Below are 22,835 nucleotides of genomic sequence, written 5' to 3' on the forward strand. Positions count from 1 at the left end.
ACCGAGCGGAGGCACCCGTTGAGCACCCCGGACGGCACCCCGGACGGCACCCCCGACGACACCACGGTCCTCGCGGCCGGCTGCGTCCTGTGGCGCCGCTCGCCGGTCACCGGCGGGACGGAGCTGTGTCTCGTCCACCGGCCGAAGTACGACGACTGGTCCCACCCCAAGGGAAAGCTGAAGCCGGGCGAGGACGCCCTCGCCGGCGCCCTGCGCGAGGTCGCCGAGGAGACCGGGCACACCGCCGCGCCGGGCCCCGAACTGCCGACCGCGCGCTATCCGGCCGACGGCCGGCCCAAACAGGTGCGCTACTGGGCCGCCGAGGCCGTCTCCGGGACGTTCGTACCGAACGACGAGGTGGACCGCGTCCTGTGGCTGGCGCCCGACGCCGCCCGGGCCCGGCTCACTCGACCGAGGGACCGCGCCCTGGTCGACGCCCTGCTGGCCACCGCCCGCCTGCCATAGTCGGGGGGACAGCCCACCGGAATCACCCCGTGTCCTCGACGTAAGCGTTCCGTGACCTCACCGCACCGTCCCCAGGGGTTCACCCCGCGTTCATTTACGGCCATCAGCGCCTTCACCTGTTCTGCCTAATTTCGGCCTTACCCGATACGGGGCGCACCTGGAAAACGCGTTCGTATCACCCCGTTTGCATATCCAGTCCCCAGCACCAGTCTTCGCACGCCGCCGAATCAGGACGGCGGCTCCAGGAAGGACATTCCTCAAGTGAAGCTTCAGCGCATGAACCGGCGGGCCCTCGCTCTCGGTGCTCTCGCCGTCTCCGGCGCCCTGGCCCTCACGGCGTGCGGCTCCGACGAAACCGGTGACACCGGCAGCGGCGACTCCTCGGCGAGCGCCAAGGCCGGCAGCATCGACTGCGGCGACGCCTCGGGCCAGCTGCAGGCGTCCGGCTCCTCCGCCCAGAACAACGCGATCGGCGCCTGGGTGAAGCAGTTCGCCGCGGCGTGCAAGAGCGTCCAGATCAACTACAACCCGACGGGTTCGGGCGCCGGCATCACCGCGTTCACCCAGGGCCAGACCGCGTTCGCCGGTTCGGACTCCGCGCTGAAGCCCGAGGAGATCACGGCCTCCAAGAAGGTCTGCTCCAACGGCCAGGCCATCGACCTGCCCATGGTCGGCGGCCCGATCGCCGTGGGCTTCAACGTCCCCGGTGTCGACACGCTCACCCTGGACGCGGCCACCCTCGCCCAGATCTTCGACAGCAAGATCACCAACTGGAACGACGAGGCGATCGCCAAGCTCAACCCCGACGCCAAGCTTCCCGACCTGAAGATCCAGGCGTTCCACCGCTCGGACGAGTCCGGCACCACGGACAACTTCACCAAGTACCTGAAGGCCGCCGCGCCCGACGACTGGAGCTACGAGCCGGGCAAGTCCTGGGAGGCCAAGGGCGGCCAGTCCGCCTCCGGCTCCTCCGGCCTCGCGCAGCAGGTGAAGCAGACCTCCGGCGCCATCTCCTACTTCGAGCTGTCCTACGCCGAGGGCGGCATCAAGACGGTCGACATCAAGACCGAGGCCGCCGAACCGGTCAAGGCCACCGTCGAGAACGCGACCGCCGCCATCGGCGCCGCCAAGGTCGTCGGCACCGGCAAGGACATGGCGCTGGAGCTGGACTACACGCCGTCCGCCGCGGGCGCCTACCCGATCACCCTGGTCACGTACGAGATCGTCTGCGACAAGGGCAACAAGGCGGAGACCCTGCCCGCGACCAAGGCGTTCCTCAACTACATCGCCTCCGAGGACGGTCAGGGCCTGCTGGCGGAGGCCGGCTACGCCCCGATGCCCGACGAGATCATCACCAAGGTCCGCGACACCATCTCGGGCCTGAGCTGACCCGAGTGCGGTCAGGTCCCCCGCACCTCCGGGGGACCTGACCGCACCGTCCGGTGCACCGCCGCCAGGAGCCCCCGAGACGCGGGCGGCCCCGTCCGGGCCGTCCCCCACGACGGCTCCGCAGACCGGAGAACCCGATGGACATATCGACACAGAATCCCGCAGCCCCACCGAGCCCCCGACCGACCGAAGCCGAGCAGAAGCGGGCCGCCCGCGGCGCCACCCGCCCCGGAGACCGGATCTTCCTCGGCCTCTCCCGCGGCTCCGGCATCTTCGTCCTGGTCCTGATGGCCGCGATCGCGTCGTTCCTGACCTACCGCGCCGCGAACGCGATCAGCAACGACGAAGCCAACTTCTTCACCACCTTCGAGTGGAACCCCACCGCCGTGCCGGCCGAGTTCGGCATCGCGGTCCTGGCCTTCGGCACCATCGTGTCGTCGGTCATCGCCATGGCCATCGCGGTCCCGATCGCGGTGGGCATCGCCCTGTTCATCACCCACTACGCCCCGCGCAAGCTCGGCGGCACGGTCGCCTACGTGATCGACCTGCTCGCCGCCGTGCCGTCCATCGTCTACGGCCTGTGGGGCGCCCTCGTCCTCGTACCGCACCTGACCGGGCTCTACGGCTGGCTGGACGAGTACCTCGGCTGGACCGGCGTCCTGGCCTGGAACGACGGCGCGCCGCGCTCGCTGCTGACCGTCGGCATCCTGCTCGCGATCATGATCCTGCCGATCATCACCAACGTGAGCCGTGAGGTCTTCCGGCAGGTCCCGCGCATGCACGAGGAGGCCGCGCTGGCCCTCGGCGCCACGCGCTGGGAGGTCATCCGCATGTCGGTGCTGCCCTTCGCCCGCTCCGGCATCATCTCCGCCTCGATGCTCGGCCTCGGCCGCGCGCTCGGCGAGACGATGGCCGTGGCCATGGTCCTCTCCCCGAGCTTCGACATCACCGCCAGCCTGCTCGACCCGGGCGGCGGCACGTTCGCGCAGAACATCGCCAGCAAGTTCAACGAGGCCACCCCGATGGGCCGTGACGCGCTGATCGCCTCCGGTCTCGTCCTCTTCCTCATCACCTTGCTGGTCAACGGCGCGGCCCGCATGATCATCGCCCGCCGCAAGGAGTACTCGGGGGCCAACGCATGAGCAACGCCACTCTCACCGAAAAGCCCGACCAGCGTCCGCCCAGCTCCCTCAAGGGCGCCACCCTGCCCAAGTGGTTCGCGTGGGCGGTCGCCGCGGGCGCGGTCGTGCTGGGCATCGGCATCAGCTTCGCGGCCGGCCTGGACAGCTCCATCCAGTGGGCGCTGATCGCCGCGGTCCTCTTCGTCCTCGGCACCTACGGCATCTCCGCCAAGGTCGAGGGCGGGCGCCAGGCCAAGGACCGGGTGGCGACCAGCCTGGTCTGGGTCGCCTTCCTGCTGGCGGTCATCCCGCTGGCCTCCCTGGTCTGGACGACCATCAAGCGCGGCGTCAAGGTCCTCGACGGGTACTTCCTCAGCCACTCGATGGGCGTCGTCGGCGACCTCGAACCCGGCGGCGGCATCTACCACGCCATCCTCGGCACCGCGGAGCAGGTCGGCCTGGCGGCCGTGATCTCCGTGCCGATCGGCGTGCTGACCGCGATCTACCTGGTCGAGTACGGCCGCGGCAAGCTCGCCCAGGCCGTCACCTTCTTCGTCGACGTCATGACGGGCATCCCGTCGATCGTCGCGGGTCTGTTCATCCTCAGCGTGTGGGTCCTGATCCTGGACATGGGTCCCTCCGGCTTCGCCGGCTCGATGGCGCTGACCATCCTGATGATCCCGGTCGTCGTCCGGTCCACCGAGGAGATGCTGAAGCTCGTCCCGAACGAGCTGCGCGAGGCGTCCCTGGCCCTGGGCGTCCCGAAGTGGCGCACGATCCTCAAGGTGGTCCTGCCGACCTCCATCGGCGGCATCACCACCGGCATCATGCTGGCCATCGCCCGTATCACCGGTGAGACGGCCCCCGTGCTGCTGCTGGTCTGGGGCGCGGACTTCATCAACGCGAACCCGTTCAAGGACGCGCAGGAATCGCTGCCGATGTACATCTACCTGCAGTACAGCGCCGGTACCGAGTTCTCGGTCGACCGTGCCTGGGCGGCGGCCCTGACGCTCATCGCGTTCATCATGATCCTCAACCTGGTGGCCCGCGGCATCGCCCGCTGGAAGGCCCCCAAGACCGGTCGCTAAGGCCCTCCCGACCCGAAAGAAGCAGTGATTCACATGGCCAAGCGCATCGATGTCAGCGGCCTCAACGCCTACTACGGCTCCTTCCTGGCCATCGAGGACATCTCGATGACCGTCGAACCCCGCTCGGTGACGGCCTTCATCGGCCCCTCCGGCTGCGGCAAGTCCACGTTCCTGCGCACGCTGAACCGCATGCACGAGGTGACGCCGGGCGGCCGGGTCGACGGCAAGGTCATGCTCGACGACGAGAACCTGTACGGCGCCGGGATCGACCCGGTGGCGGTGCGGCGCGAGGTCGGCATGGTCTTCCAGCGTCCGAACCCGTTCCCGACCATGTCCGTCTACGACAACGTGGCGGCCGGCCTGCGGCTCAACGGCCGGTACAAGAAGTCCGAGATGGACGACATCGTCGAGAAGTCCCTCAAGGGCGCGAACCTCTGGAACGAGGTCAAGGACCGCCTGAACAAGCCGGGCTCCGGCCTGTCGGGCGGCCAGCAGCAGCGGCTGTGCATCGCGCGGGCGATCGCGGTCGAGCCGAACGTGCTGCTGATGGACGAGCCCTGCTCGGCCCTCGACCCGATCTCCACCCTCGCCATCGAGGACCTGATCGGTGAGCTGAAGGAGCGCTTCACGATCGTCATCGTGACGCACAACATGCAGCAGGCGGCGCGGGTCTCGGACCGTACGGCGTTCTTCAACCTGGCGGCCGTCGGGCAGCCCGGCAAGCTCATCGAGATCGACGAGACGGAGCGGATCTTCTCCAACCCGTCGGTGCAGGCCACGGAGGACTACATCTCCGGCCGCTTCGGCTGAGCCTGCCCCTCTGACCCTCGCGGTGCTGCATGGCGGTGCCACCGCGAGGAACGGGCCCGCCCCTGGCTCCCGGGGGCGGGCCCATTGCCGTTCGCGTGCCGGTGCCTGCGGCGCCTGTGCGGGTTCGGTGGGGGTGCGCGTAGCGCCCAGTCGTGTGCGGGTGGGTCGGGGCCGGGGTGGGGGGGGTGTCCGTCCTCGGAACGGCGCGGAATCGGTCTTCTACGGGGGTGAACCGGGTCGACGCGCCAACCGCTGCGGGCGGACACCCCCCACCCGTCCCCTTCCCGCCGTACGCGGGTGCGGGTCCGTACCCCGCCCGACCGCAGACGCCGCGTCACCGCGGGCAGCCGTGCCGCCTGGGGCGATGGGGGTCCCCCCGCTCGAGCGAAGCCGAGAGTGGGGGAGGGTGGGCGCGGCGCACCCCGGCAGCGCCGGGTCGCGCCACCCACCCCCCGCGTCAGGTCACGTCACGCCACGTCAGAGAAACGCCAGCTGGACGACCCAGAACGACAGCGCAGCGACCACCGCAGCCGCCGGCATCGTGATGAACCACCCCAGGATGATGTTCTTCGCGACACCCCACCGCACGGCGTTCACCCGCTTCGTCGCCCCGACCCCCATGATCGCCGACGTGATCACATGCGTCGTCGAGATCGGCGCGTGGAAGAGGAACGCCGTCGTGAACATGATCGACGCACCGGTCGTCTCCGCCGCGAAACCCTGCGGCGGGTCGAGCTCGATGATCTTCCGGCCCAGCGTCCGCATGATCCGCCAGCCACCGGCGTACGTCCCCAGCGACAGCATCAGCGCGCAGACGATCTTCACCCAGATCGGGATCGGGTCGCCGTAGTCCTCGACGTCGGCGATGACCAGCGCCATCACCACGATGCCCATCGTCTTCTGCGCGTCCTGGAGGCCGTGGCCGAGGGCCATGCCCGCCGCCGACACCGTCTGCGCGATCCGGAAACCGCGCTTCGCCTTGTGCGGGTTGGAGCGCCGGAAGAGCCACATGATCGCGGTCATGACCAGATAGCCGATGACCAGCCCGACCACCGGCGAGATGAACATGGGCAGGATGATCTTGTCGACGACCCCGCCCCAGTACACCGTGGTGCCGCCGGCCAGTGCCGCGCCCACCATGCCGCCGAACAGCGCGTGCGAGGAGGACGAGGGCAGGCCGAAGTACCAGGTGACGAGGTTCCAGGCGATCGCGCCGATCAGTGCGGCGAAGAGGATGCCCATCCCCGTCGAGCCCTCGGGCGTCTCGATCAGGCCCTCGCTGACGGTCTTGGCGACCCCGGAACCGAGGAACGCGCCGGCGAGGTTCATCACGGCCGCCATCGCGAGCGCGGCGCGGGGCGTCAGCGCCCGCGTCGACACCGACGTGGCGATCGCGTTGGCCGAGTCGTGGAAGCCGTTGGTGTAGGTGAAGAAGAGCGCGACCGCGACGGTCACGATCAGAGCGAAGGTGTCCATGGCGTGCGCTCAGGACTCCTTGACCGCGATGGTCTCCACCGTGTTCGCCACGTGCTCGAATGCGTCGGCCGCCTCTTCCAGGACGTCCACGATCTGCTTCAGCTTCAGCACCTCGATCGCGTCGTACTTGCCGTTGAAGAGGTGGGCCAGCAGCTTGCGGTGGATCTGGTCGGCCTGGTTCTCCAGCCGGTTGACCTCGATCCAGTACTCGGTGAGGTTGTCCATCGTGCGCAGGTTCGGCATGGCCTCGGCGGTCAGCTCGGCGGCCCGGGCCAGCACCTCGATCTGCTGCTCGACGCCCTTGGGCAGTTCCTCCACGTTGTAGAGGACGACGAGGTCGACGGCCTCCTCCATGAAGTCCATGATGTCGTCGAGGGACGACGCGAGGGTGTAGATGTCCTCACGGTCGAACGGCGTGATGAACGAGGAGTTCAGCTGGTGGAAGATCGCGTGCGTCGCATCGTCACCGGCGTGTTCCGCGGCCCGCATACGCTCTGCGATCTCGGCCCGGGCGGATGCGTCCGCCCCGAGCAGTTCCATCAGGAGTTTCGAGCCCGTGACGATGTTGTCCGCGGACGCGGCAAACATGTCGTAGAAGCTCGTCTCCCTGGGGGTCAGACGAAAGCGCACGTGGGGTCCTCGGTATGCATCGGTTTCGGTCAGGCTGATGCTAGGCGCATCATCCGGCCACGGCTAACGGGCCGTCCCCCAGTGTCGCCCATCAGGCACAGTGATGAGCAGGGGGGCGACCCGGGGCCTGTTTCCGGACGTCGCGCACCGCATGGGCCAAGAGCCCCATACCCAGGGAAATTCGTTACCATATACCCACCAGGGGTATATGGCGGCGATCTGTCTCACAGGAGGACGCGATGACGACCACACAGGCCGGTGCCGGAGCGCCCTCCACCGAGGCGGAAGGGGCGGAAACGGACATCGTGACCGACCATGACCGCGGGGTGCACGGCTATCACCAGCAGAAGGACGAGCACCTGAAGCGGCTGCGCCGGATCGAAGGCCAGATCCGCGGCCTGCAACGGATGGTCGACGAGGACGTCTACTGCATCGACATACTCACCCAGGTCTCCGCCTCCACCAAGGCCCTCCAGTCCTTCGCCCTCCAGCTCCTGGAGGAGCACCTGCGCCACTGCGTCGCGGACGCGGCCCTCAAGGGCGGCGCCGAGATCGACGCCAAGGTGGAGGAGGCCACGAAGGCGATCGGGCGGCTGCTGCGCACCTGAGGGTCAGCGCCCGGCGGCCCGCCTGGCGCGTTCTCGCTCCTCGGCCACCCGCAGCACCTCGTCGATGCTCTCCAGGCTGAGCCGTTCCCTGGCCGCCGACGCCGCGATGATCAGGTCGCCGCACAGTTCGATCTCGGCGAGGGCCACGTGGTCCTGAACCGCCGTACCGCCGACCGGAGCCACGCGCATCACCTCGTCCCTGCCAGTACCGGATTCCTAGAGTAGGGAGCGCTCTACGCACCGCGCATGGCACGGACGGGCTAGTCCTCCTTGACAGCGGGCTATTCGGCGATCTTGCCGGCGTAGATGTCGTCCTCGTCCGGCAGCCGTACGGTGACGGGGACGCCGAAGTCGTACAGCAGCGTCGTCGAGGCCACCGCGACGGTGCCTTCCCGCTGCCCGTTGACGAATCCGAACCGGTGGCGGACCTTGCGGACGCGGCCCCGGTCGTCGAGGTAGGCGTCGAACGGCACCTGGACGGTGGCGAACCCTTTCGCCGCCGCGCGCAGCGAGGTGCGCGCGCTGCCCCCGGCGCGCTCGGCGGCCCGCGCCAGGTCGGCGGTGCCCCGGTAGTGGTGCAGCGGGGTGCCCGCGACCGCCGTCCGCCCGAGGTACTCCGCCTCGTGGGTGCCGCGCAGCACCTCCGCGGCGGTGAGCGGATCGGTGGCGCCGCCGGTCACGAGATTGCCGTCGGACAGGCTCGCGGTCTCCACCCGGACCCATTTGCCGGCGGGGACGCCGGCGCCCCGGTTCTTCATGTAGAGCGCGCCGGGGACCAGCAGTTCGGTGATGGGCCGGCGGTCGCTGGTGCCCGCCGCGTCCTGCGGCAGCCGTACCTTCAGCCGCCCGCGCCGCCCGGCGAAGTCGTAGACGCCCTCGCCCCGGATGGTGACCCGGGTGCCGCCGCTGGCCATCTGCATCGACGTGCGCGCCTTGGCGCTGCCGGACTCGGTCAGCCGGTCGGCCGCGCCGCGCAGGGTCCGGACCGGGTCGCCGTGGCGGGCCTCGGGCGCGACGGCGGCGGTGTCGGAGCAGCCGCCGGCGCCCAGTCCGACGCAGGCCACGACGCCCGCCACGGCACCTGCCGCGCCCCGTCGCCGCTGCTGCCGTCGCTGCCTCCTGGCCATCGCCTGTCCACCCCCCGTACCGGGCCGCCCGTCGTCCCGCTTAACGACGTGCGGGTGACCCCGGTAACGTGGTCGCCGTGGCACAGCAGGACGGCCTTGACGCCCCCCAGGACCTTCCGGATTCCACGGAACACCGGACGACCACGGTCGAACAGGGCCCCTTCTGTTCGGCCCGCTGCTCCTGCGGCTGGCGCGGACCGGCCCGCCGGGCGAGAAGCCTGGCGCGGACGGACGCGAGCAAGCACGTCGATTCCTGAACGGCCGGATCACGTCCCCGGGGGAACCTCCGTCTCCTCCTCCCCGTCTCGCTCCACGAGCCCCCCAGGGGATCGAGGAGACCGAGGAGACCGAGGACCCATGGACCGGCGTACTTTCCTCGGCGGCGCCGCGGCCGCCGGCCTCACGGTGACGACGACGGCCGCGTGCGACACCGACGGCAGCGGCAACCGCGGTGGTTCGGGCGGTGGCAAGAACCGCGGCCCCTCGGCCACGGCCTCCCCGACGCGCGGCTCCGCCCCCGCCGACTGGACCGCCCTCGCCCGCTCCCTCGACGGCACGCTCGTCCGGCCCGGTGACGCCGACTGGGAACCCGCGCGGCAGCTCTACAACACCCGCTTCGACAGCCTGCGGCCCGCCGCCGTCGCATACGCCGCCCACGCCGACGACATCCGCACCGCCCTGGCGTACGCCCGCGCCCACGGGGTCCGCCCGGCGATCCGGGGCGGCGGCCACTCCTACGCGGGCTGGTCCTCCGGCGACGACCGCCTGGTCATCGACGTCGCGGAACTGAACGGCGTCCGCGCCTCGGGCGGCGAGGCCGTCGTCGGCGCCGGCGCCCGGCTGATCGACGTGTACCGCGCGCTGGCCGCCCGGGGCGTCACCGTCCCCGCCGGTTCCTGTCCCACCGTCGGCATCGCCGGCCTCACCCTCGGCGGCGGCCACGGCGTCGTCTCCCGCGCCTACGGCCTGACCTGCGACAGCCTGACCGGCGCCACCCTGATCACGGCCGCCGGCGAGCAGCTCACCGCCGACGCCGGCGAACACCCCGACCTGTTCTGGGCGCTGCGCGGCGCGGGCAACGGCAACTTCGGCGTCGTGACGGAACTGCGCTTCCGTACGCACGCCGCGCCCCAGGGCGTCACCGCGTATCTGACCTGGCCCTGGGCGAGGGCCGCGGAGGTGGTCGGCGCCTGGCAGGAGTGGGGGCCGGACCAGCCCGACGAGATCTGGTCGTCCCTGCACCTGGAGAGCGCGGACGGCGCCACCCCCACCGTCGCCGTCTCCGCCTTCTCGCTGGGCACCTACGGCGAACTCCAGAACGCCGTCGACCGCCTCGCCGACCGGATCGGCGCCCCGGCGAGCGGCGTCTCCCTGAACCGGCACACGTACGAGGAGACGATGGAGGCGTACGCCGGCTGCGCGTCCTTCGCCTCCGGCGCCCAGTGCCACCTGCCCGGCACGGTCCCGGGCCGCTCCCCGGAGGGGGCCCTGGAGCGGGAGACGTACGCGGCCCGCTCCGACTTCTTCGACCGCTCGCTGTCGGCGGCCGGGATCGACACCCTGCTCGCCCAGGTGCGCTCGGTGCGCGGCGGCACCGGCACCGTCGCGTTCACGGCGCTCGGCGGGGCGGTCAACCGGGTCTCCCCGACGGCCACCGCCTTCGTGCACCGCCGTTCCCGGACGCTCGCCCAGTACCTGGTCTCCTGGCCGGCCGGCGAGAGCGGCGCCGCCGGCCGCTCCTGGCTGGCCGCCGCCCACGCCGCCCTGCGACCGCACGCCTCGGGAGCCGCCTACCAGAACTACCCCGACCCGGATCTGACGGACTGGCGGACGGCGTACTACGGGGACGCCGCGCCCCGGCTGGCGCAGGTGAAGCGGCGGTACGACCCGGACCGCCTGTTCACCTGGCCGCAGGCCCTGTGACCGTCAGGCCGCCAGGTCCCGCTCGCCGGCCTCCGCGGACTCCCGCTCCGTGCGCGCGCCGGGGATCACGGCGTCCCGTGTCCCGGACGCGGATCGCCCCCGTGCGCTGATCAGCCACCCCACGCGCGGGGAGCGCTCGATCGCCCGGGCCAGCGGGGTCAGCAGGGCCATGGCCACCGGCGAGAGCAGCAGGGCCACCGCGGTGCCGAGCGCGAAGCCGCCGACGACGTCGGTCGGGTAGTGCACGCCCATGTAGACCCGGCAGAACCCGCCGAGCAGCGCCAGCACGATCGCGACGACGCCGAACTTGCGGCGGGCGACGAACAGGGCGACGGCCATCGCCATGACGAGGGTGGCGTGGTCGCTGACGAACGAGAAGTCGTTCTTGCCGTCGACGAGGACTTCCAGGCCCTGGTGGTCCTTGAACGGCCGGGGCCGCTCCACGAAGCCCCGGATCGGCACGTTGACCAGCACGGCTATGCCGGCCGCGAGCGGCGCCCAGACCAGCGCGGCCACCGCGGGGGCCGCGTCCTCGCCGCCCCGCCGCCGTACGCCCCACCAGCACCACAGCACGAGCGCGAGGATGGCGAAGAGCAGCCCGTACTCACCGGTGAACTCCATGACCCGGTCGAACCAGTGCGGTGCGTCCTTGGCGAGGCCGTTGATGTCGTAGAGCAGGTCGACGTCGGGGTTCGACCCGGAATCGGCGAGTCCAGCCATAGCGCTGCGGCCCCTTCGTCATGTTCTCCGGCACGTCTTCTGCACGCGCCTCTCCTGCCACCCCCGTGGTGGTAGATCCGCTGGGCGTCCGCCGGCTCGCACATCTACGCCAACAGGAACGCACGGCCCTCGGCGTTCCGTTCCACAATCCACGAAATGATCACGGAGACGTTATCGAAGAGAGATGCATCGTCGCAGCTCAGGGGAAGGGTTCACGGTCCGTTCAGGCGTTTCCGGGGAGCGCTTTCGCGCCATCCTCGGTCACCCGGGTGGCCCCGAAGTAGTCCGGGGTGTCGATCGGGTCGAACCGGATCACGGCACCCGTATACGGCGCGTTGATCATCTGCCCGCCGCCGACATAGATCCCGACATGCCGGATGGCCCGCGAATTGGTCAGGTCGTCCGAGAAGAACACCAGATCGCCGGGGAGCAGCTCGTCCCGGGAGGGGTGCGGTCCGGCGTTGTACTGGTCGTTGGCGACGCGCGGCAGCGTGATCCCGACCGACTCGTACGCGGCCTTGGTCAGGCCCGAGCAGTCGAAGCGTCCGCCCTGGTCAGCGGTGCCGTTGCCGCCCCAGAGGTAGGGCGTGCCGAGCTTGTCCTGGGCGTAGGTGATGGCCCCGGCGGCCTGCTCGGAGGGGTCGACCCGGGTCTCGGGCGCGGCGAAGCTCTCCGCGAGCGTCGTGATCGTCTTGACGTAGTTCTGCGTCTCCGCGTACGGCGGCACGCCCTGGTACCGGATCACCGCGTCCGGGCCGGCGTTGTAGGCGGCCAGCATGTTTTCGGTCAGATTCCCGGGAACGCTCTTCACGTACGACGCGAGGGAGCAGTCGTAGGCGGCGGCCGACGGGATCGCGTCGGCCGGGTCCCACACGTCCCGGTCCCCGTCGCCGTCCCCGTCGACGCCGTGCGTCGCCCACGTGCCGGGGATGAACTGCGCTATCCCCTGCGCCGCCGCCGGGCTCTGCGCCTTGGGATCGAAGCCGCTCTCCTGGTAGAGCTGCGCGGCCAGCAGGGCCGGGTTGATCGCCGCGCAGGACCGGCCCGCCTTGGCCACCAACGCCTCGTACGCGGCGGGCACCGCTCCCTTGGCCAGATTCTTCGCCCCGCCGCTCACGCCGCCCGCCAGGCTCCCGGCGGCCATGTACACGCCGACGACGAGCAGCATGACGAAGCCCATGCCGAGTCCGACCGCCGCGCCACCGATCACCCACACTTTTCGCACGGCCCAACCTTGCCCCATACAGGCGCTGTTCAGCACTCTTTCCGGCAAGAGTGGCGTTATTCGGCCGCGAACCGGCCGACCTGACGTCTTGACAGCCCCGCGCCGCCCCCTCCTCCGCGCCGAAGCCGTTCACGCAACAGAGGTAGCCTTCGCCCACGGAACGAGTGGATCCGCTCACCCGCTCGCCCGACGGCCCGGCCACCCCTCGGACCTGACGAACCGTAGAAGTGCCCAACGACGAAACCACACGACAGGTTCCGCTTCAGCATGATTGCCCGGCGTGACCTGCCGTGATACACAGAGTGACCATGTGACTGCTCGCCCCCGGACTCCACGCCTCCCTGAGCGCCCGGCGTGAACCGGTGGCAAGCTGTTCGTACAAAACCCGCCAATCAATGACGCCAAGTCGACATACGACGGCGGCATTGTCGGCGACAATGAGGCGTGACCTCTGCACGACCGCAGAGGATGCGGAACTACCCACCAGGGGCGGTGACTTACATGTTCTTTGCGGCCGACAAGGGAGACATCAACACCATCATCGGCGGGATCGCTCCCGACTGGGGACCCTTCGGGGCGCTGGGGACCGAGGCGAAGACGATGGTCCAGGTCGTCATGGCGGTCGCCATCCTGCTCTGTCTCGGCATCGCCATCTGGGGCGCCGCCAAGCAGCGCATCGGCGCCACCGCACTCCGTGACACCTTCAGCGCCGAGCAGGGCAAGGGCCTCATCATCGCCGGCCTGACGGGCGTCTTCATCATCGGATCGCTCGGCACGCTCTTCACCATCGTCTACGGCATGGCCGTGTAGCCGGCCACCGTCCGACAGCCCGCCGGTCCGCGTCCACGCCGGCCTCCCGTTCCCTTCCTCCCCATCCACCACCCGCCCGTCGTGCCCCCCGGCTGAGGTTGCGTCACCCTGATGTCGAGTCACCACACCGCGCCCGCGCGGGAACCAGTGCGGCTACCGTCGTACTACTACGGCACGGGGTACGGGCACCCGGTTCCGCACGACGTCGAGGGGGCGTACGCGGCATGAGTCTCGGAGACGAGCACCAGTCCTCCGGCGGTTACGGCGGCACCCGCACCCGTCTGCCCGAAGGCGACGCCGACCCGTACGGCTCCCCGCGCAGAGGCGGCCGGTCCTCCTCCCGGAGCCTGGTCACGGTGGTCGGCGTGGTGGTCGTCCTGATCGCCGCGATCGCCTTCGCGAACCGTGGAGGAGACGATTCCGCGACCTCCGCGGAATCCGCCGACAAGCCCCAGACCTCGGCCACCGCCCCCACCGGGACGCGTGCGGTCCGGTCCGGCTTCGCCCACGACGAACAGGGCGCGCAGAGCGCCGCCGCCAACTACGCGGTCACCCTCGGCTCGACCGGCATGTTCACCAAGGACACCCGGCACGAGATCGTCGACGCCCTGTACACACCGGACGCGGCGGCCGCGCTGAAGACGCCGATGGACGCGGCGTACTCGGCCGACTTCCTCGCCAGGCTGGGGCTGAACGCCGACGGCGAGGCGCCGAAGGGGAGCACGTTCGTCTCCCGCGTCACGCCGCTGGGCACCTCCGTCGAGAAGTACGGCGACGGCGACGCCCGGGTCGCCGTCTGGTACATGGGACTGCTCGGAACCTCGGCGGAGAAGACCACCAACCCCATCACCTCGTCGTGGAAGACCTGGACCTTCGACCTGCGCTGGACGGACGGCGACTGGAAGATCGTCAAGGACACGCAGAAGGACGGCCCCGCCCCGGTCCCCGGCGACGACAGGGCCGCCACGTCCGAAGAGATCAGCAAGGCCATCGAGGAGTACGGAGGGTTCACGTATGCCCGGTAACCCGCGTCGCGTGCTCACGCTGGCCGGAGCGCTGACGGCCGTACAGACCGCGGTCGTCCTGCTGGCGACCCGCGCCGCCGCCGCGCCCACGCCCGATCCGTCCGGCAGTCCCTCGGCGTCTCCGTCGCCGTCGTCGTCGTTCGACTGCAGCAAGGTCTCCGGCCAGGCCAAGGATCTGTGCGAGCAGGGCAACGGAACCTCCGACGGCTCCCCCTCCCTCGACGTCAGCACCACCGCCGACCCCCTCTCCTCCCTCGCCAAGGGCTGCGCCGAAGCCGCCGCCTGGACCGTCGACAAACTCAGCGAGGCCGTGAAGGACACCGCCAACGTCGACTTCACCAACCCCAAGTTCCTCCAGCAGTACGCCGTCGTCTTCGCCGCCTCGACCATCCTCACCCTGGTCCTGTGGCTGCTGGCGGTCGCCAAGCGCGCCGTGCGCGGCGTCCCGCTGACCACCGCCCTGTCCGAGGCCGTCGGCTTCCTGTGGCTGACCGTCCTCGCCTCGGCCTTCACGCCGCTGATCCTCTACACGGTCGTCTCGGCCACCGACGGCGTCACGGAGGTGCTGGCCCAGGCCACCGGCGACCAGACGGACACGTTCTTCGGCACCTTCTCCGGCGCCCTGGAGAAGGGCGAGGACATCGGCGGCGGACCGATCATGCTGATCGTGGTCTCCCTGGTGTCGATCCTCGCCGCCGGCGTCCTCTGGCTGGAACTGGTCATCCGGGCCGCCCTGCTCTACGTGGGCGCCCTGCTCGGCACCGTCGTCTACGCCGGCCTCGTCGACAAGAACCTGTGGGGCCACGTCCGCCGCTGGGCCGGGATCATGATCGCCGTGATCCTGGTCAAGCCGGTCATCGTCATCGTCCTCGGCCTGGCCGGCGCGCTCTCCGCCGACGACGGGCCGGACGCCTTCTCCGCCGTCGTCTCCGGCCTCGCCATCATCCTGCTGGCCATCTTCGCCTCCGCGATGATCTACCGCTTCGTCCCCGGCTTCGGCGACGAGATCGCCGGCTCCCGCAACAACCGCCTGATGCGGGGCGCCGAGAACAAGGCCGCCGCCGTCATCAGCTCCCCGGCCAACCTCGTGGCCCAGGGCATCAGAACCCACAGCACCCGCAACAACGGCGACGGCGGAGGCGGCGGCCAGTCCGCCTCCGGCCCCCGCCCCGCCAACCCCGCCTCCGGCGGCGTCGCCGCCCACAGCACCCGCGCCTCGAACGGCGGCGGCGGAACTGTCCCCTCCGCCGCACCCGCGCCGCGCTCCGGCAGCCCGATGAACAGCCCCCACTCCAGCAACACCCGCAACAGCAAGAGCACAGGAGGTGACGGGCGTTGACGACCGAGTCCCACGTGTCCCATCCGGTCACGCCCCGCCGTACGTATCTGATCGGCCGCGCCCGGCCGAACGCGATCGTCGGCCGCAACCGCGAGACCGGCGAGATCGCGCTGATCGTCGTCGGCGCCTTCCTCGGCATGATGTGCGGGCTGCTCGTCCCCGTCCTCTCCCTGCGCATCGTGCTGCTCGCCGGCTTCCCGATGCTCGCGCTGGCCGCGGTCTACGTGCCGTACAAGCACCGCACGTTCTACAAGTGGTTCGAGATCAACCGCAGCTACAAGCGGACCCTGCGCAAGGGCACGACGTACCGTTCCGGCGCCGTCGAGGCCGGCACCCGCCTCGACGGCCGCGAGGTCGAGATCGGCCCGCCCCCCGGCATCGGCCGCATCACCTGGCTCGCCGCCCCCTTCGGCCCCGACGAGATCGCCGTACTGCTGCACGCCGACCGCAAGACGGTCACCGCCGCCATCGAGATCGAGGGCCCCGGCGTCGGCCTGCGCGACTCCGAGGACCAGGAGGCCCTGGTCGACCGGTTCGGCACGCTGCTCAAGCACGTGGCCAACGGCGACGGCTTCGTCACCCGCCTCCAGATGCTCGCCCGCACCCTGCCCGCCGACCCCGACGCGCACGCCAAGGACGTCGCCCAGCGCGGCGACGACAAGGCCCTGCCCTGGCTCCAGCAGTCCTACGACCAGCTGCAGTCGATGGTGTCCACCAGCAGCGAGCAGCACCGCGCCTACCTCGTCGCCTGCATGCACTACACCCGCGAGCTGGCCGCCGAGGCGCACGCCATGGCCCGCGCCGTCCGCCCCCAGGGCGGCCGCAAGCTGGACCGCGACGCCGGTCTCGCCGTCGTCATGGCCCGCGAGCTGACCGACATCTGCTCGCGCCTCCAGGAGGCCGACATCCGCGTCCGCCAGCCCCTCGGGCAGGGCCGGCTCGCCTCCCTCATCCACTCCATGTACGACCCCGACCACCCCATCGACCACATCCAGGCGATGACCCAGCGCAACGCCTGGCCGGCCGAGCTGGACGCCATGGAGCCCACGTTCCTCCAGGCCAAGACCCGCGAGTCGGCCACCCGCGCCCCCTGGTGCCACGCCACCGCCTGGGTGAAGGAGTGGCCGATGACCCCGGTCGGCGTCAACTTCCTCGCACCGCTCCTGGTCCACACCCCGGACGTCATCCGCACGGTCGCCGTCACCATGGACCTCGAACCCACCGAGGTCGCCATCGAGCGGATGCTGACCGAGAAGACCAACGACGTGGCCGAGCAGTCCCGCGCCGCCAAGATGAACCGCACGGTCGACCCCCGCGACATGGCCGCCCACGACCGCCTGGACCAGCGCGGCGAGGACCTCGCCAGCGGCGCCGCCGGCGTCAACCTGGTCGGCTACATCACCGTCTCCTCCCGCAACCCCGAGGCCCTCGCCCGCGACAAGCGGACGATCCGGGCGTCGGCCGGGAAGTCGTACCTGAAACTGGAGTGGTGCGACCGAGAGCACCACCGCGCCTTCGTGAACACGCTTCCGTTCGCCACCGGCATCCGAAGGTAGGGGCTGAGCCTGATGCGGGATCCGCTGACCGTCCTCACCGAAGCCTTCACGTCCTTCCTCTTCGGGAAGGTCGAGACGACCCGCCTCCCCGTCCGCACCTCCACGGGCCAGGCCCAGGCCGTCTACCTCCCCACCGCGGCCCCCGGCCTCGGCGACTCCGGCGTGATCATCGGCCGCGAGGTCTACTCCGGCAAGGGGTACATCTACGACCCCTTCCAGCTGTACGGCCAGCAGCTCCCGGCCCCGCACTGGCTGGTCCTCGGCGAGTCCGGCAACGGCAAGTCGGCGCTGGAGAAGACCTACGTCCTGCGTCAGCTCCGCTTCAAGGACCGCCAGGTCGTCGTCCTGGACGCCCAGGGCGAGGACGGCGCCGGCGAATGGAACCTCATCGCCCAGGAGCTGGGCATAACTCCCATCCGCCTGGACCCGATGGCCGCGCTCGACCAGGGCATCCGGCTCAACCCCCTCGACCCCGCGATCACCACCACGGGCCAGCTGGCGCTGCTCCGCACGATCATCGAGGTCGCGATGGGCCACGGCCTGGACGAACGCTCCGGCTTCGCCCTCAAGGTCGCGCACGCCTACGTCAACGAGACGATCGTCGAACGCCAGCCGGTCCTCTCCGACATCGTCGAGCAGCTGCGCCACCCCGAGCCCGAGTCCGCCGAGGCGATGAACGTCGCCATAGACGACGTACGCGCCTGGGGCCTGGACGTCGCCCTGGTCCTGGACCGCCTGGTCGACGGTGACCTGCGCGGCATGTTCGACGGCCCGACGACCGTCGGCATCGACCTCGACGCCCCGCTGATCGTCTTCGACCTCTCGCACATCGACCGCAACTCCATCGCCATGCCGATCCTGATGGCGATCGTCGGCGTGTGGCTGGAGCACACCTGGATCCGCCCCGACCGCAAGAAGCGCATCTTCCTGGTGGAAGAGGCCTGGCACATCATCAACAGCCCGTTCGTCGCCCAGCTCTTCCAGCGCCTGCTGAAGTTCGGCCGCCGGCTCGGCCTGTCCTTCGTGGCGGTCGTCCACCACCTCTCCGACGTGGTCGACGGCGCGGCGGCGAAGGAGGCGGCGGCGATCCTGAAGATGGCGTCGACCAGGACGATCTACGCCCAGAAAGCCGACGAGGCCCGCGCGACCGGCCGCGTCCTGGGCCTGCCCCGCTGGGCCGTGGAGATCATCCCGACCCTCACCCCCGGCATCGCCGTCTGGGACGTCAACGGCAACGTCCAGGTCGTCAAACACCTGGTCACCGAGACCGAACGCCCCCTGGTCTTCACCGACCGCGCGATGACCGAGTCCTCCGCCGACTTCGCCGACGACGCCCTGCACGCCGCCGAGCTGGAGGCCGAGGAGCGGGCGGCGGCCTTCGTGGAACAGCACCTCGGCGACTCGTCCGAATCGACGGTCGCCTAGCGGGAGGGACCGATGAGACCCGACGACCGACGGCCCGGCGGCCACAGCGGCGGCATCCCCGACGGCCTGCTGCTCGGCATCCTCGGCTTCCTCCTCGGCATGACCGTCCTGGTGTGGACGGCGACGGGCCTGTCCGCCCTGTTCGCCCACGGCGCCTGGCCGCACGGCCTGTCGTTCACCCGCACCCCCCTGGCCATGCGCCACCTGATCACCCACCCCGGCGACCTCCCCGGCGCCTGGCCCGACGTCCCCGCCACCGGCCTCTCCGGCCCCGGCCTGTTCTGGGGCCTGTTCATCGGCCAGCTGATGATCCTGGTGGTCCTCACGGTCTTCGTGCTGGGCACGCTGGCGAGGTGGAAGGCGGTACGGCATCGGAGGCGCGAGACACCGCCCCCGCCGCCGCCCCACGAGGTCCCGCTCCCGAGGACACCGCACCAGCGGACGCCGGCACCGGAGGAGCCCTCCACCTCCGCAGCCGACGGCAAACGGGCGGGCGGCCGGGAGAACCCCCGCGCCGAAGGCGCGGTCCACTACGCGCCCAGAGCCACCCACCACACCACCGCGACCCAAGCCCTCGCGGACGCGGAGGGCCCCGCCCTCGTCGTCACCTCGTCCCCCGCCCTCTGGCAGGAGACAAAGGACGCCCGAGCCAAACTCGGCCCCGTCCACCTCTACGACCCCACCCACCGCTGCGACACCCCGTCCCGCCTCCACTGGTCCCCCACCACCGGCTGCGAGGACAAGCACACGGCCACCGCCCGCGCCACCGCCCTCCTCGCCCCCGTACGCCCCACCGCCCGCCTGGACCAGGCGATCACCGACACCGCGGAAACCCTCCTCCGCAGCTACCTGCACGCCGCCGCCGTGGACGCCCGCACCGTCCGCCACGTCCACCGGTGGTCCCAGGGCAGCCAGGTCCAGGACGCCGTCCGCATCCTCCGTACGAACCCGAAGGCCGCCCCCGGCACCGCCGGCGAACTCGAAGCCGCGCTCACCGCGCACCCCGACCGCCGCGACACGGCCCACCAGTTGACCAACCGTGCCCTGGCCGCCCTCTCCACGCTCAACATCCGCGAGAGCTGCACTCCACACCGAACCGACACGCTCGCCCTGGATTCCTTCATCCACGAAGGGGGAACCCTTTACGTGGTAGGTGAACCCATCGAGGACCCCAGGACGGCCCCCGGGGCCATGCCCCTCCTGACGGCCCTCGTCTCCAGCGTGGTCGAGCACGGCCGGCGCATGGCCGAACGGTCATCCTCCGGTCGGCTCGACCCACCACTGACGCTCGTCCTCGACGACGTCGCCGCGGTGGCTCCGCTTCCCCGACTACCGGAGCTGCTCGCCACCGGGGCGGACCGGGGCCTGCCGACCCTGGCCCTGCTCCGGTCCCCCGAACAGGCCCGCGCCCGCTGGCCCCACGACGAACTGCCGGTCTGACTCAGCGCCCGTCGAGCACGTACTCCAGCTCGTTCTGCCCGGGAGCACCGGCCAGCGGAATCACCCGCCCGCTCGCCTCGAACCCCAGCTTCCGGTACAGCCCCCGGGCCCGCCCGTTGTCCTCGTGCACGATGAGCCGCATCCGCTCCACCCCACGCCCCCACGCCCAGTCCAGCGCGGCGGCGAACAGCGCCTTGGTCAGCCCGCTCCCCCGCCACTCGGGCCGCACGTACACCCCGACGACATGCCCCTGCCGCCGCTCGACGGGAAACCCCGCCCAGTCCGTGGTCCCGGCCTCCTCGATCAGCACGGTCACCGTCCCGAGCCAGGCACCGCCCGGCCCCTCGGCGATGACCTGCCGCACCCGTTCCGAGCCCTCCGCGCTCCCGGCCGCCCGCTCCTGCCAGAAGGAGTCCGGCCGCTGCACGGCCTGCTCGTACGTGTCCAGGAACGCCAGGTGCGCCACCGGATCCCGCAGCATCCGCAGCGCCAGCTCCCGCACGGCCGTCCACTCGTCGGCCCGGACCGGCCGGATCACGTAGTCCCCAGGGGGCGAGGCAGTCATGCGGGTCACGGTAATACCCCGGTACTACGTTCCTCATCTCATATACGTCCCCCAGCCGGACGCCCCCGCCCTCCCGGCTCCGCCACCATGGTGCCGTGACGGATGAACGCCCGGCCGAGCCCCTCACCGAGTACGTCCAGCGGATCAACCGCCGCGTCCGCGCCTTCGACCGGCGCCACCCCCTGGTGTGGGACCTGCTCCTGACCGGCTTCTGGGTGACGGCCGCCCTGATCGACTACGCGGGCGGCGGCTGGCGCACCATCACCCTGAACCCCGGCGCCCCCGGCTGGCTCCTCCTCACCCTCAGCCTGGGATTCACCGTCCCCCTCCTCTGGCGCCGCACCCACCCCAGGGCCGTCCTGCTCGCCATGGCCCCCGTCTCCCTCGCCAACGCCTGGAGCGGCGCCGCCCTCCAGGCCGCCCTGCTCCAACTGGCCCTCGTCTACCACCTCGCCCTCCGCCGCCCCCTCCGCCATCTCTGGTGGGCGACGCTCATGGTCATCGCCCCGACCGTCGTGACGGTGGCCCGCCACGGCGGCGAGAGCACCTGGACCCAACAGCTCGGTTCCCAGCTGACGACCATCGTCACCGCCACCCTGATCGGCATCACGATCCGCACCCGCCGCGACTACACCGAGGCCCTGGAGGACCGCGCCCGCCGCCTGGAGACCGAACGCGACCAGCAGGCCCGGCTCGCCGCCGCCGCCGAACGCGCCCGGATCGCCCGCGAGATGCACGACATCATCGGCCACCACCTGTCCGTCATCACGGGCCTCGCCGACGGCGGCCGGTACGCCGCCGCCAAGTCCCCCGACCGGGCCGCCCAGGCCCTGGACGCCATCGGCACCACGAGCCGCGAGGCCCTCGGCGAACTCCGCCACCTCCTGGACGTCCTCCGCGAGGACGACACGGCCGCCCGAGCCGCCGAACTGACTCCCCAGCCCACCCTCACCGACCTCGACCGCCTGATCACGGGCGTCCGCAAGGCCGGCCTCCCGGTCCGTACGACCGTCCACGGCAGCCCCGCCCTCGCCCCCGGCCGCCAGCTGGCCCTCTACCGCGTCATCCAGGAATCCCTCACCAACACCCTCAAACACGCCGGCCCCGACGCCACCTCCCACATAGACCTCTCCTACGGGGAAGGCGGCGCCGTCACCCTCACCGTCACCGACACCGGCCGCGCAGCCCCGCCCGGGCCCCCCGCCGACGGCCGCGGCCTCCCCGGCATGCGCGAACGAACGGCCCTCTACGGAGGCACACTTGAGGCCGGCCCCCGCCCCGCCCCCGACCACGGCTGGCGCGTCCGTCTGTACCTCCCGGAGGAGAACCCGCAGTGACCACCGTCCTCATCGCCGACGACCAGCCCCTCCAGCGCTTCGGTTTCCGGATGCTGCTGGAGAGCCAGGACGACATGGCAGTCCTCGGTGAGGCGGCCGACGGCACCGAAGCCGTCCGCATGACCACGGAACTCCACCCCGACGTGGTCCTCATGGACGTCCGCATGCCCGGCCTGGACGGCATCGAGGCGACCCGCCACATCACCACCACCGGCGACCGCACCCGCGTCCTCATCCTCACCACGTTCGACCTGGACGAGTACGCCTACTCCGGTCTCCGCGCCGGCGCCTCCGGCTTCCTGGTCAAGGACGCCCAGCCGGAGGAACTCCTCTCCGGCATCCGCGCGGTGGCCTCCGGCGACGCCGTGGTCGCCCCCAGCCTGACCCGCCGCCTCCTCGACACCTACGTCCACCACCTGCCGGCCCCCAGAGCGGCCACCACCGCTTCCGACCCCCGCCTGGCCCCCCTCACGGACCGCGAACGCGAAATCCTCACCGTCATAGGCCAGGGCTGGACCAACACGGAAATAGCCGCCCGGCTCCACCTGGCCGAATCCACGGTCAAAACCCACGTCGGCCGCATCCTCGCCAAGACCGGCTCAAGAGACCGCGTCCAGGCGGTGATCCTGGCCTACGACACGGGCTTGGTGACCCCGTCCTGAAACGCAGAAAACCCCCGCACCGAAAGGTGCGGGGGTTTTCTCCAATATTTGTTCGGCGGCGTCCTACTCTCCCACAGGGTCCCCCCTGCAGTAC

Annotated in this window: 23 protein-coding genes; 16 read left to right on the plus strand and 7 right to left on the minus strand. The window is 70.9% G+C overall.

The genetic code is table 11. The features are described 5' to 3' along the window. The first annotated feature begins 18 nt into the window (after nt 1-18). From ACIQR3_RS12745 to pstB, 5 genes are all read left to right on the plus strand, one after another. On the plus strand, nt 19-465 hold the full coding sequence (locus ACIQR3_RS12745) for an NUDIX hydrolase (protein WP_403537742.1): 447 nt from the start codon (nt 19-21) through the stop codon (nt 463-465). Between the two features lie 261 nt (nt 466-726). Beyond that, entirely contained in the window at nt 727-1,854 is a 1,128-nt protein-coding gene (pstS, locus tag ACIQR3_RS12750) for a phosphate ABC transporter substrate-binding protein PstS (RefSeq protein ID WP_403537744.1), read from the plus strand. 137 nt (nt 1,855-1,991) lie between these two features. Next, complete coding sequence (gene pstC, locus ACIQR3_RS12755; RefSeq protein WP_403537745.1) at nt 1,992-2,996, plus strand: phosphate ABC transporter permease subunit PstC; 1,005 nt, start codon at nt 1,992-1,994, stop codon at nt 2,994-2,996. After that, nucleotides 2,993-4,063: a phosphate ABC transporter permease PstA gene (gene pstA, locus ACIQR3_RS12760; protein WP_403537746.1), complete on the plus strand. Its 1,071-nt coding sequence runs from the start codon at nt 2,993-2,995 to the stop codon at nt 4,061-4,063. The genes pstC and pstA overlap by 4 nt, the downstream gene beginning before the upstream one ends. Nucleotides 4,064-4,096: 33 nt before the next feature. Next, nucleotides 4,097-4,873, plus strand: coding sequence for a phosphate ABC transporter ATP-binding protein PstB (gene pstB, locus ACIQR3_RS12765; protein ID WP_403537747.1), 777 nt, complete (start codon nt 4,097-4,099; stop codon nt 4,871-4,873). Between the two features lie 477 nt (nt 4,874-5,350). On the opposite strand, the gene ACIQR3_RS12770 is transcribed toward pstB, so the two are convergent. Then, complete coding sequence (locus ACIQR3_RS12770; RefSeq protein WP_403537749.1) at nt 5,351-6,349, minus strand: anion permease; 999 nt, start codon at nt 6,347-6,349, stop codon at nt 5,351-5,353. Between the two features lie 9 nt (nt 6,350-6,358). Then, on the minus strand, nt 6,359-6,979 hold the full coding sequence (locus ACIQR3_RS12775; protein ID WP_189421789.1) for a DUF47 domain-containing protein: 621 nt from the start codon (nt 6,977-6,979) through the stop codon (nt 6,359-6,361). Nucleotides 6,980-7,218: 239 nt separating this feature from the next. On the opposite strand from ACIQR3_RS12775, the gene ACIQR3_RS12780 reads away from it, so the two are divergent. Continuing rightward, complete coding sequence (locus tag ACIQR3_RS12780) at nt 7,219-7,587, plus strand: metal-sensitive transcriptional regulator (protein WP_403537751.1); 369 nt, start codon at nt 7,219-7,221, stop codon at nt 7,585-7,587. A gap of 3 nt (nt 7,588-7,590) precedes the next feature. Here the strand turns inward: ACIQR3_RS12780 and ACIQR3_RS12785 are convergent, their stop codons facing one another. Together ACIQR3_RS12785 and ACIQR3_RS12790 are read right to left on the minus strand one after the other, a co-directional pair. After that, entirely contained in the window at nt 7,591-7,776 is a 186-nt protein-coding gene (locus ACIQR3_RS12785; protein WP_215169258.1) for a hypothetical protein, read from the minus strand. Between the two features lie 92 nt (nt 7,777-7,868). Beyond that, the gene (locus ACIQR3_RS12790) at nt 7,869-8,714 is read right to left on the minus strand and encodes a hypothetical protein (protein ID WP_403537753.1); all 846 of its coding nucleotides are present in this window, start codon (nt 8,712-8,714) and stop codon (nt 7,869-7,871) included. Nucleotides 8,715-8,791: 77 nt separating this feature from the next. Here ACIQR3_RS12790 and ACIQR3_RS12795 point away from each other — a divergent pair, with 77 nt between their 5' ends. After that, complete coding sequence (locus ACIQR3_RS12795; protein WP_403537754.1) at nt 8,792-8,971, plus strand: hypothetical protein; 180 nt, start codon at nt 8,792-8,794, stop codon at nt 8,969-8,971. Nucleotides 8,972-9,071: 100 nt separating this feature from the next. Then, complete coding sequence (locus ACIQR3_RS12800; protein WP_403537756.1) at nt 9,072-10,637, plus strand: FAD-binding oxidoreductase; 1,566 nt, start codon at nt 9,072-9,074, stop codon at nt 10,635-10,637. Between the two features lie 3 nt (nt 10,638-10,640). On the opposite strand, the gene ACIQR3_RS12805 is transcribed toward ACIQR3_RS12800, so the two are convergent. Then, nucleotides 10,641-11,357: a phosphatase PAP2 family protein gene (locus ACIQR3_RS12805; RefSeq protein WP_403537758.1), complete on the minus strand. Its 717-nt coding sequence runs from the start codon at nt 11,355-11,357 to the stop codon at nt 10,641-10,643. A gap of 223 nt (nt 11,358-11,580) precedes the next feature. Next, a complete protein-coding gene (locus ACIQR3_RS12810) occupies nt 11,581-12,600 on the minus strand; it encodes an NlpC/P60 family protein (protein ID WP_403537760.1) in 1,020 nt (339 codons plus the stop codon). A 483-nt stretch (nt 12,601-13,083) separates the two neighbouring features. On the opposite strand from ACIQR3_RS12810, the gene ACIQR3_RS12815 reads away from it, so the two are divergent. The 6 genes from ACIQR3_RS12815 (at nt 13,084) to ACIQR3_RS12840 (ending at nt 20,177) form a co-directional block, all read left to right on the plus strand. Then, a complete protein-coding gene (locus tag ACIQR3_RS12815; protein ID WP_215169250.1) occupies nt 13,084-13,392 on the plus strand; it encodes a hypothetical protein in 309 nt (102 codons plus the stop codon). Between the two features lie 224 nt (nt 13,393-13,616). Then, nucleotides 13,617-14,417: a hypothetical protein gene (locus ACIQR3_RS12820; protein ID WP_403537762.1), complete on the plus strand. Its 801-nt coding sequence runs from the start codon at nt 13,617-13,619 to the stop codon at nt 14,415-14,417. Continuing rightward, nucleotides 14,407-15,756, plus strand: coding sequence for a hypothetical protein (locus tag ACIQR3_RS12825; protein ID WP_403537764.1), 1,350 nt, complete (start codon nt 14,407-14,409; stop codon nt 15,754-15,756). The genes ACIQR3_RS12820 and ACIQR3_RS12825 overlap by 11 nt, the downstream gene beginning before the upstream one ends. Then, nucleotides 15,753-17,312 (plus strand): SCO6880 family protein, encoded by a 1,560-nt coding sequence (locus tag ACIQR3_RS12830; RefSeq protein WP_215169245.1) that lies wholly within the window; start codon nt 15,753-15,755, stop codon nt 17,310-17,312. Before ACIQR3_RS12825 ends, ACIQR3_RS12830 begins: the two co-directional genes overlap by 4 nt. A gap of 12 nt (nt 17,313-17,324) precedes the next feature. Further along, nucleotides 17,325-18,737 (plus strand): ATP-binding protein, encoded by a 1,413-nt coding sequence (locus ACIQR3_RS12835; protein ID WP_403537765.1) that lies wholly within the window; start codon nt 17,325-17,327, stop codon nt 18,735-18,737. A gap of 12 nt (nt 18,738-18,749) precedes the next feature. Next, entirely contained in the window at nt 18,750-20,177 is a 1,428-nt protein-coding gene (locus tag ACIQR3_RS12840) for a type IV secretory system conjugative DNA transfer family protein (RefSeq protein WP_403537767.1), read from the plus strand. Nucleotide 20,178: 1 nt separating this feature from the next. Here ACIQR3_RS12840 and ACIQR3_RS12845 read toward each other — a convergent pair whose 3' ends face one another. After that, nucleotides 20,179-20,742, minus strand: a complete 564-nt coding sequence (locus ACIQR3_RS12845) for a GNAT family N-acetyltransferase (protein WP_403537768.1) — start codon at nt 20,740-20,742, stop codon at nt 20,179-20,181. 95 nt (nt 20,743-20,837) lie between these two features. Here ACIQR3_RS12845 and ACIQR3_RS12850 point away from each other — a divergent pair, with 95 nt between their 5' ends. Both ACIQR3_RS12850 and ACIQR3_RS12855 read left to right on the plus strand, forming a co-directional pair. Continuing rightward, complete coding sequence (locus ACIQR3_RS12850) at nt 20,838-22,079, plus strand: sensor histidine kinase (RefSeq protein ID WP_403537770.1); 1,242 nt, start codon at nt 20,838-20,840, stop codon at nt 22,077-22,079. Beyond that, entirely contained in the window at nt 22,076-22,741 is a 666-nt protein-coding gene (locus tag ACIQR3_RS12855; RefSeq protein ID WP_403537771.1) for a response regulator, read from the plus strand. The genes ACIQR3_RS12850 and ACIQR3_RS12855 overlap by 4 nt, the downstream gene beginning before the upstream one ends. Nucleotides 22,742-22,835 lie beyond the last annotated feature (94 nt).

This window comes from Streptomyces sp. NPDC090994 (assembly GCF_044768905.1).
Lineage (GTDB): Bacteria > Actinomycetota > Actinomycetes > Streptomycetales > Streptomycetaceae > Streptomyces.

What these genes read in the sequence shown, in the direction of transcription:
- pstC (WP_403537745.1), top strand. Translation starts at nt 1,992, where the DNA reads ATGGACATATCGACACAGAATCCCGCAGCCCCACCGAGCCCCCGACCG.
- pstA (WP_403537746.1), top strand. Translation starts at nt 2,993, where the DNA reads ATGAGCAACGCCACTCTCACCGAAAAGCCCGACCAGCGTCCGCCCAGC.
- pstB (WP_403537747.1), top strand. Translation starts at nt 4,097, where the DNA reads ATGGCCAAGCGCATCGATGTCAGCGGCCTCAACGCCTACTACGGCTCC.
- ACIQR3_RS12770 (WP_403537749.1), bottom strand. Translation starts at nt 6,349, where the DNA reads ATGGACACCTTCGCTCTGATCGTGACCGTCGCGGTCGCGCTCTTCTTC.
- ACIQR3_RS12780 (WP_403537751.1), top strand. Translation starts at nt 7,219, where the DNA reads ATGACGACCACACAGGCCGGTGCCGGAGCGCCCTCCACCGAGGCGGAA.
- ACIQR3_RS12785 (WP_215169258.1), bottom strand. Translation starts at nt 7,776, where the DNA reads ATGCGCGTGGCTCCGGTCGGCGGTACGGCGGTTCAGGACCACGTGGCC.
- ACIQR3_RS12790 (WP_403537753.1), bottom strand. Translation starts at nt 8,714, where the DNA reads ATGGCCAGGAGGCAGCGACGGCAGCAGCGGCGACGGGGCGCGGCAGGT.
- ACIQR3_RS12800 (WP_403537756.1), top strand. Translation starts at nt 9,072, where the DNA reads ATGGACCGGCGTACTTTCCTCGGCGGCGCCGCGGCCGCCGGCCTCACG.
- ACIQR3_RS12805 (WP_403537758.1), bottom strand. Translation starts at nt 11,357, where the DNA reads ATGGCTGGACTCGCCGATTCCGGGTCGAACCCCGACGTCGACCTGCTC.
- ACIQR3_RS12810 (WP_403537760.1), bottom strand. Translation starts at nt 12,600, where the DNA reads ATGGGGCAAGGTTGGGCCGTGCGAAAAGTGTGGGTGATCGGTGGCGCG.
- ACIQR3_RS12815 (WP_215169250.1), top strand. Translation starts at nt 13,084, where the DNA reads ATGTTCTTTGCGGCCGACAAGGGAGACATCAACACCATCATCGGCGGG.
- ACIQR3_RS12820 (WP_403537762.1), top strand. Translation starts at nt 13,617, where the DNA reads ATGAGTCTCGGAGACGAGCACCAGTCCTCCGGCGGTTACGGCGGCACC.
- ACIQR3_RS12825 (WP_403537764.1), top strand. Translation starts at nt 14,407, where the DNA reads ATGCCCGGTAACCCGCGTCGCGTGCTCACGCTGGCCGGAGCGCTGACG.
- ACIQR3_RS12835 (WP_403537765.1), top strand. Translation starts at nt 17,325, where the DNA reads ATGCGGGATCCGCTGACCGTCCTCACCGAAGCCTTCACGTCCTTCCTC.
- ACIQR3_RS12840 (WP_403537767.1), top strand. Translation starts at nt 18,750, where the DNA reads ATGAGACCCGACGACCGACGGCCCGGCGGCCACAGCGGCGGCATCCCC.
- ACIQR3_RS12845 (WP_403537768.1), bottom strand. Translation starts at nt 20,742, where the DNA reads ATGACTGCCTCGCCCCCTGGGGACTACGTGATCCGGCCGGTCCGGGCC.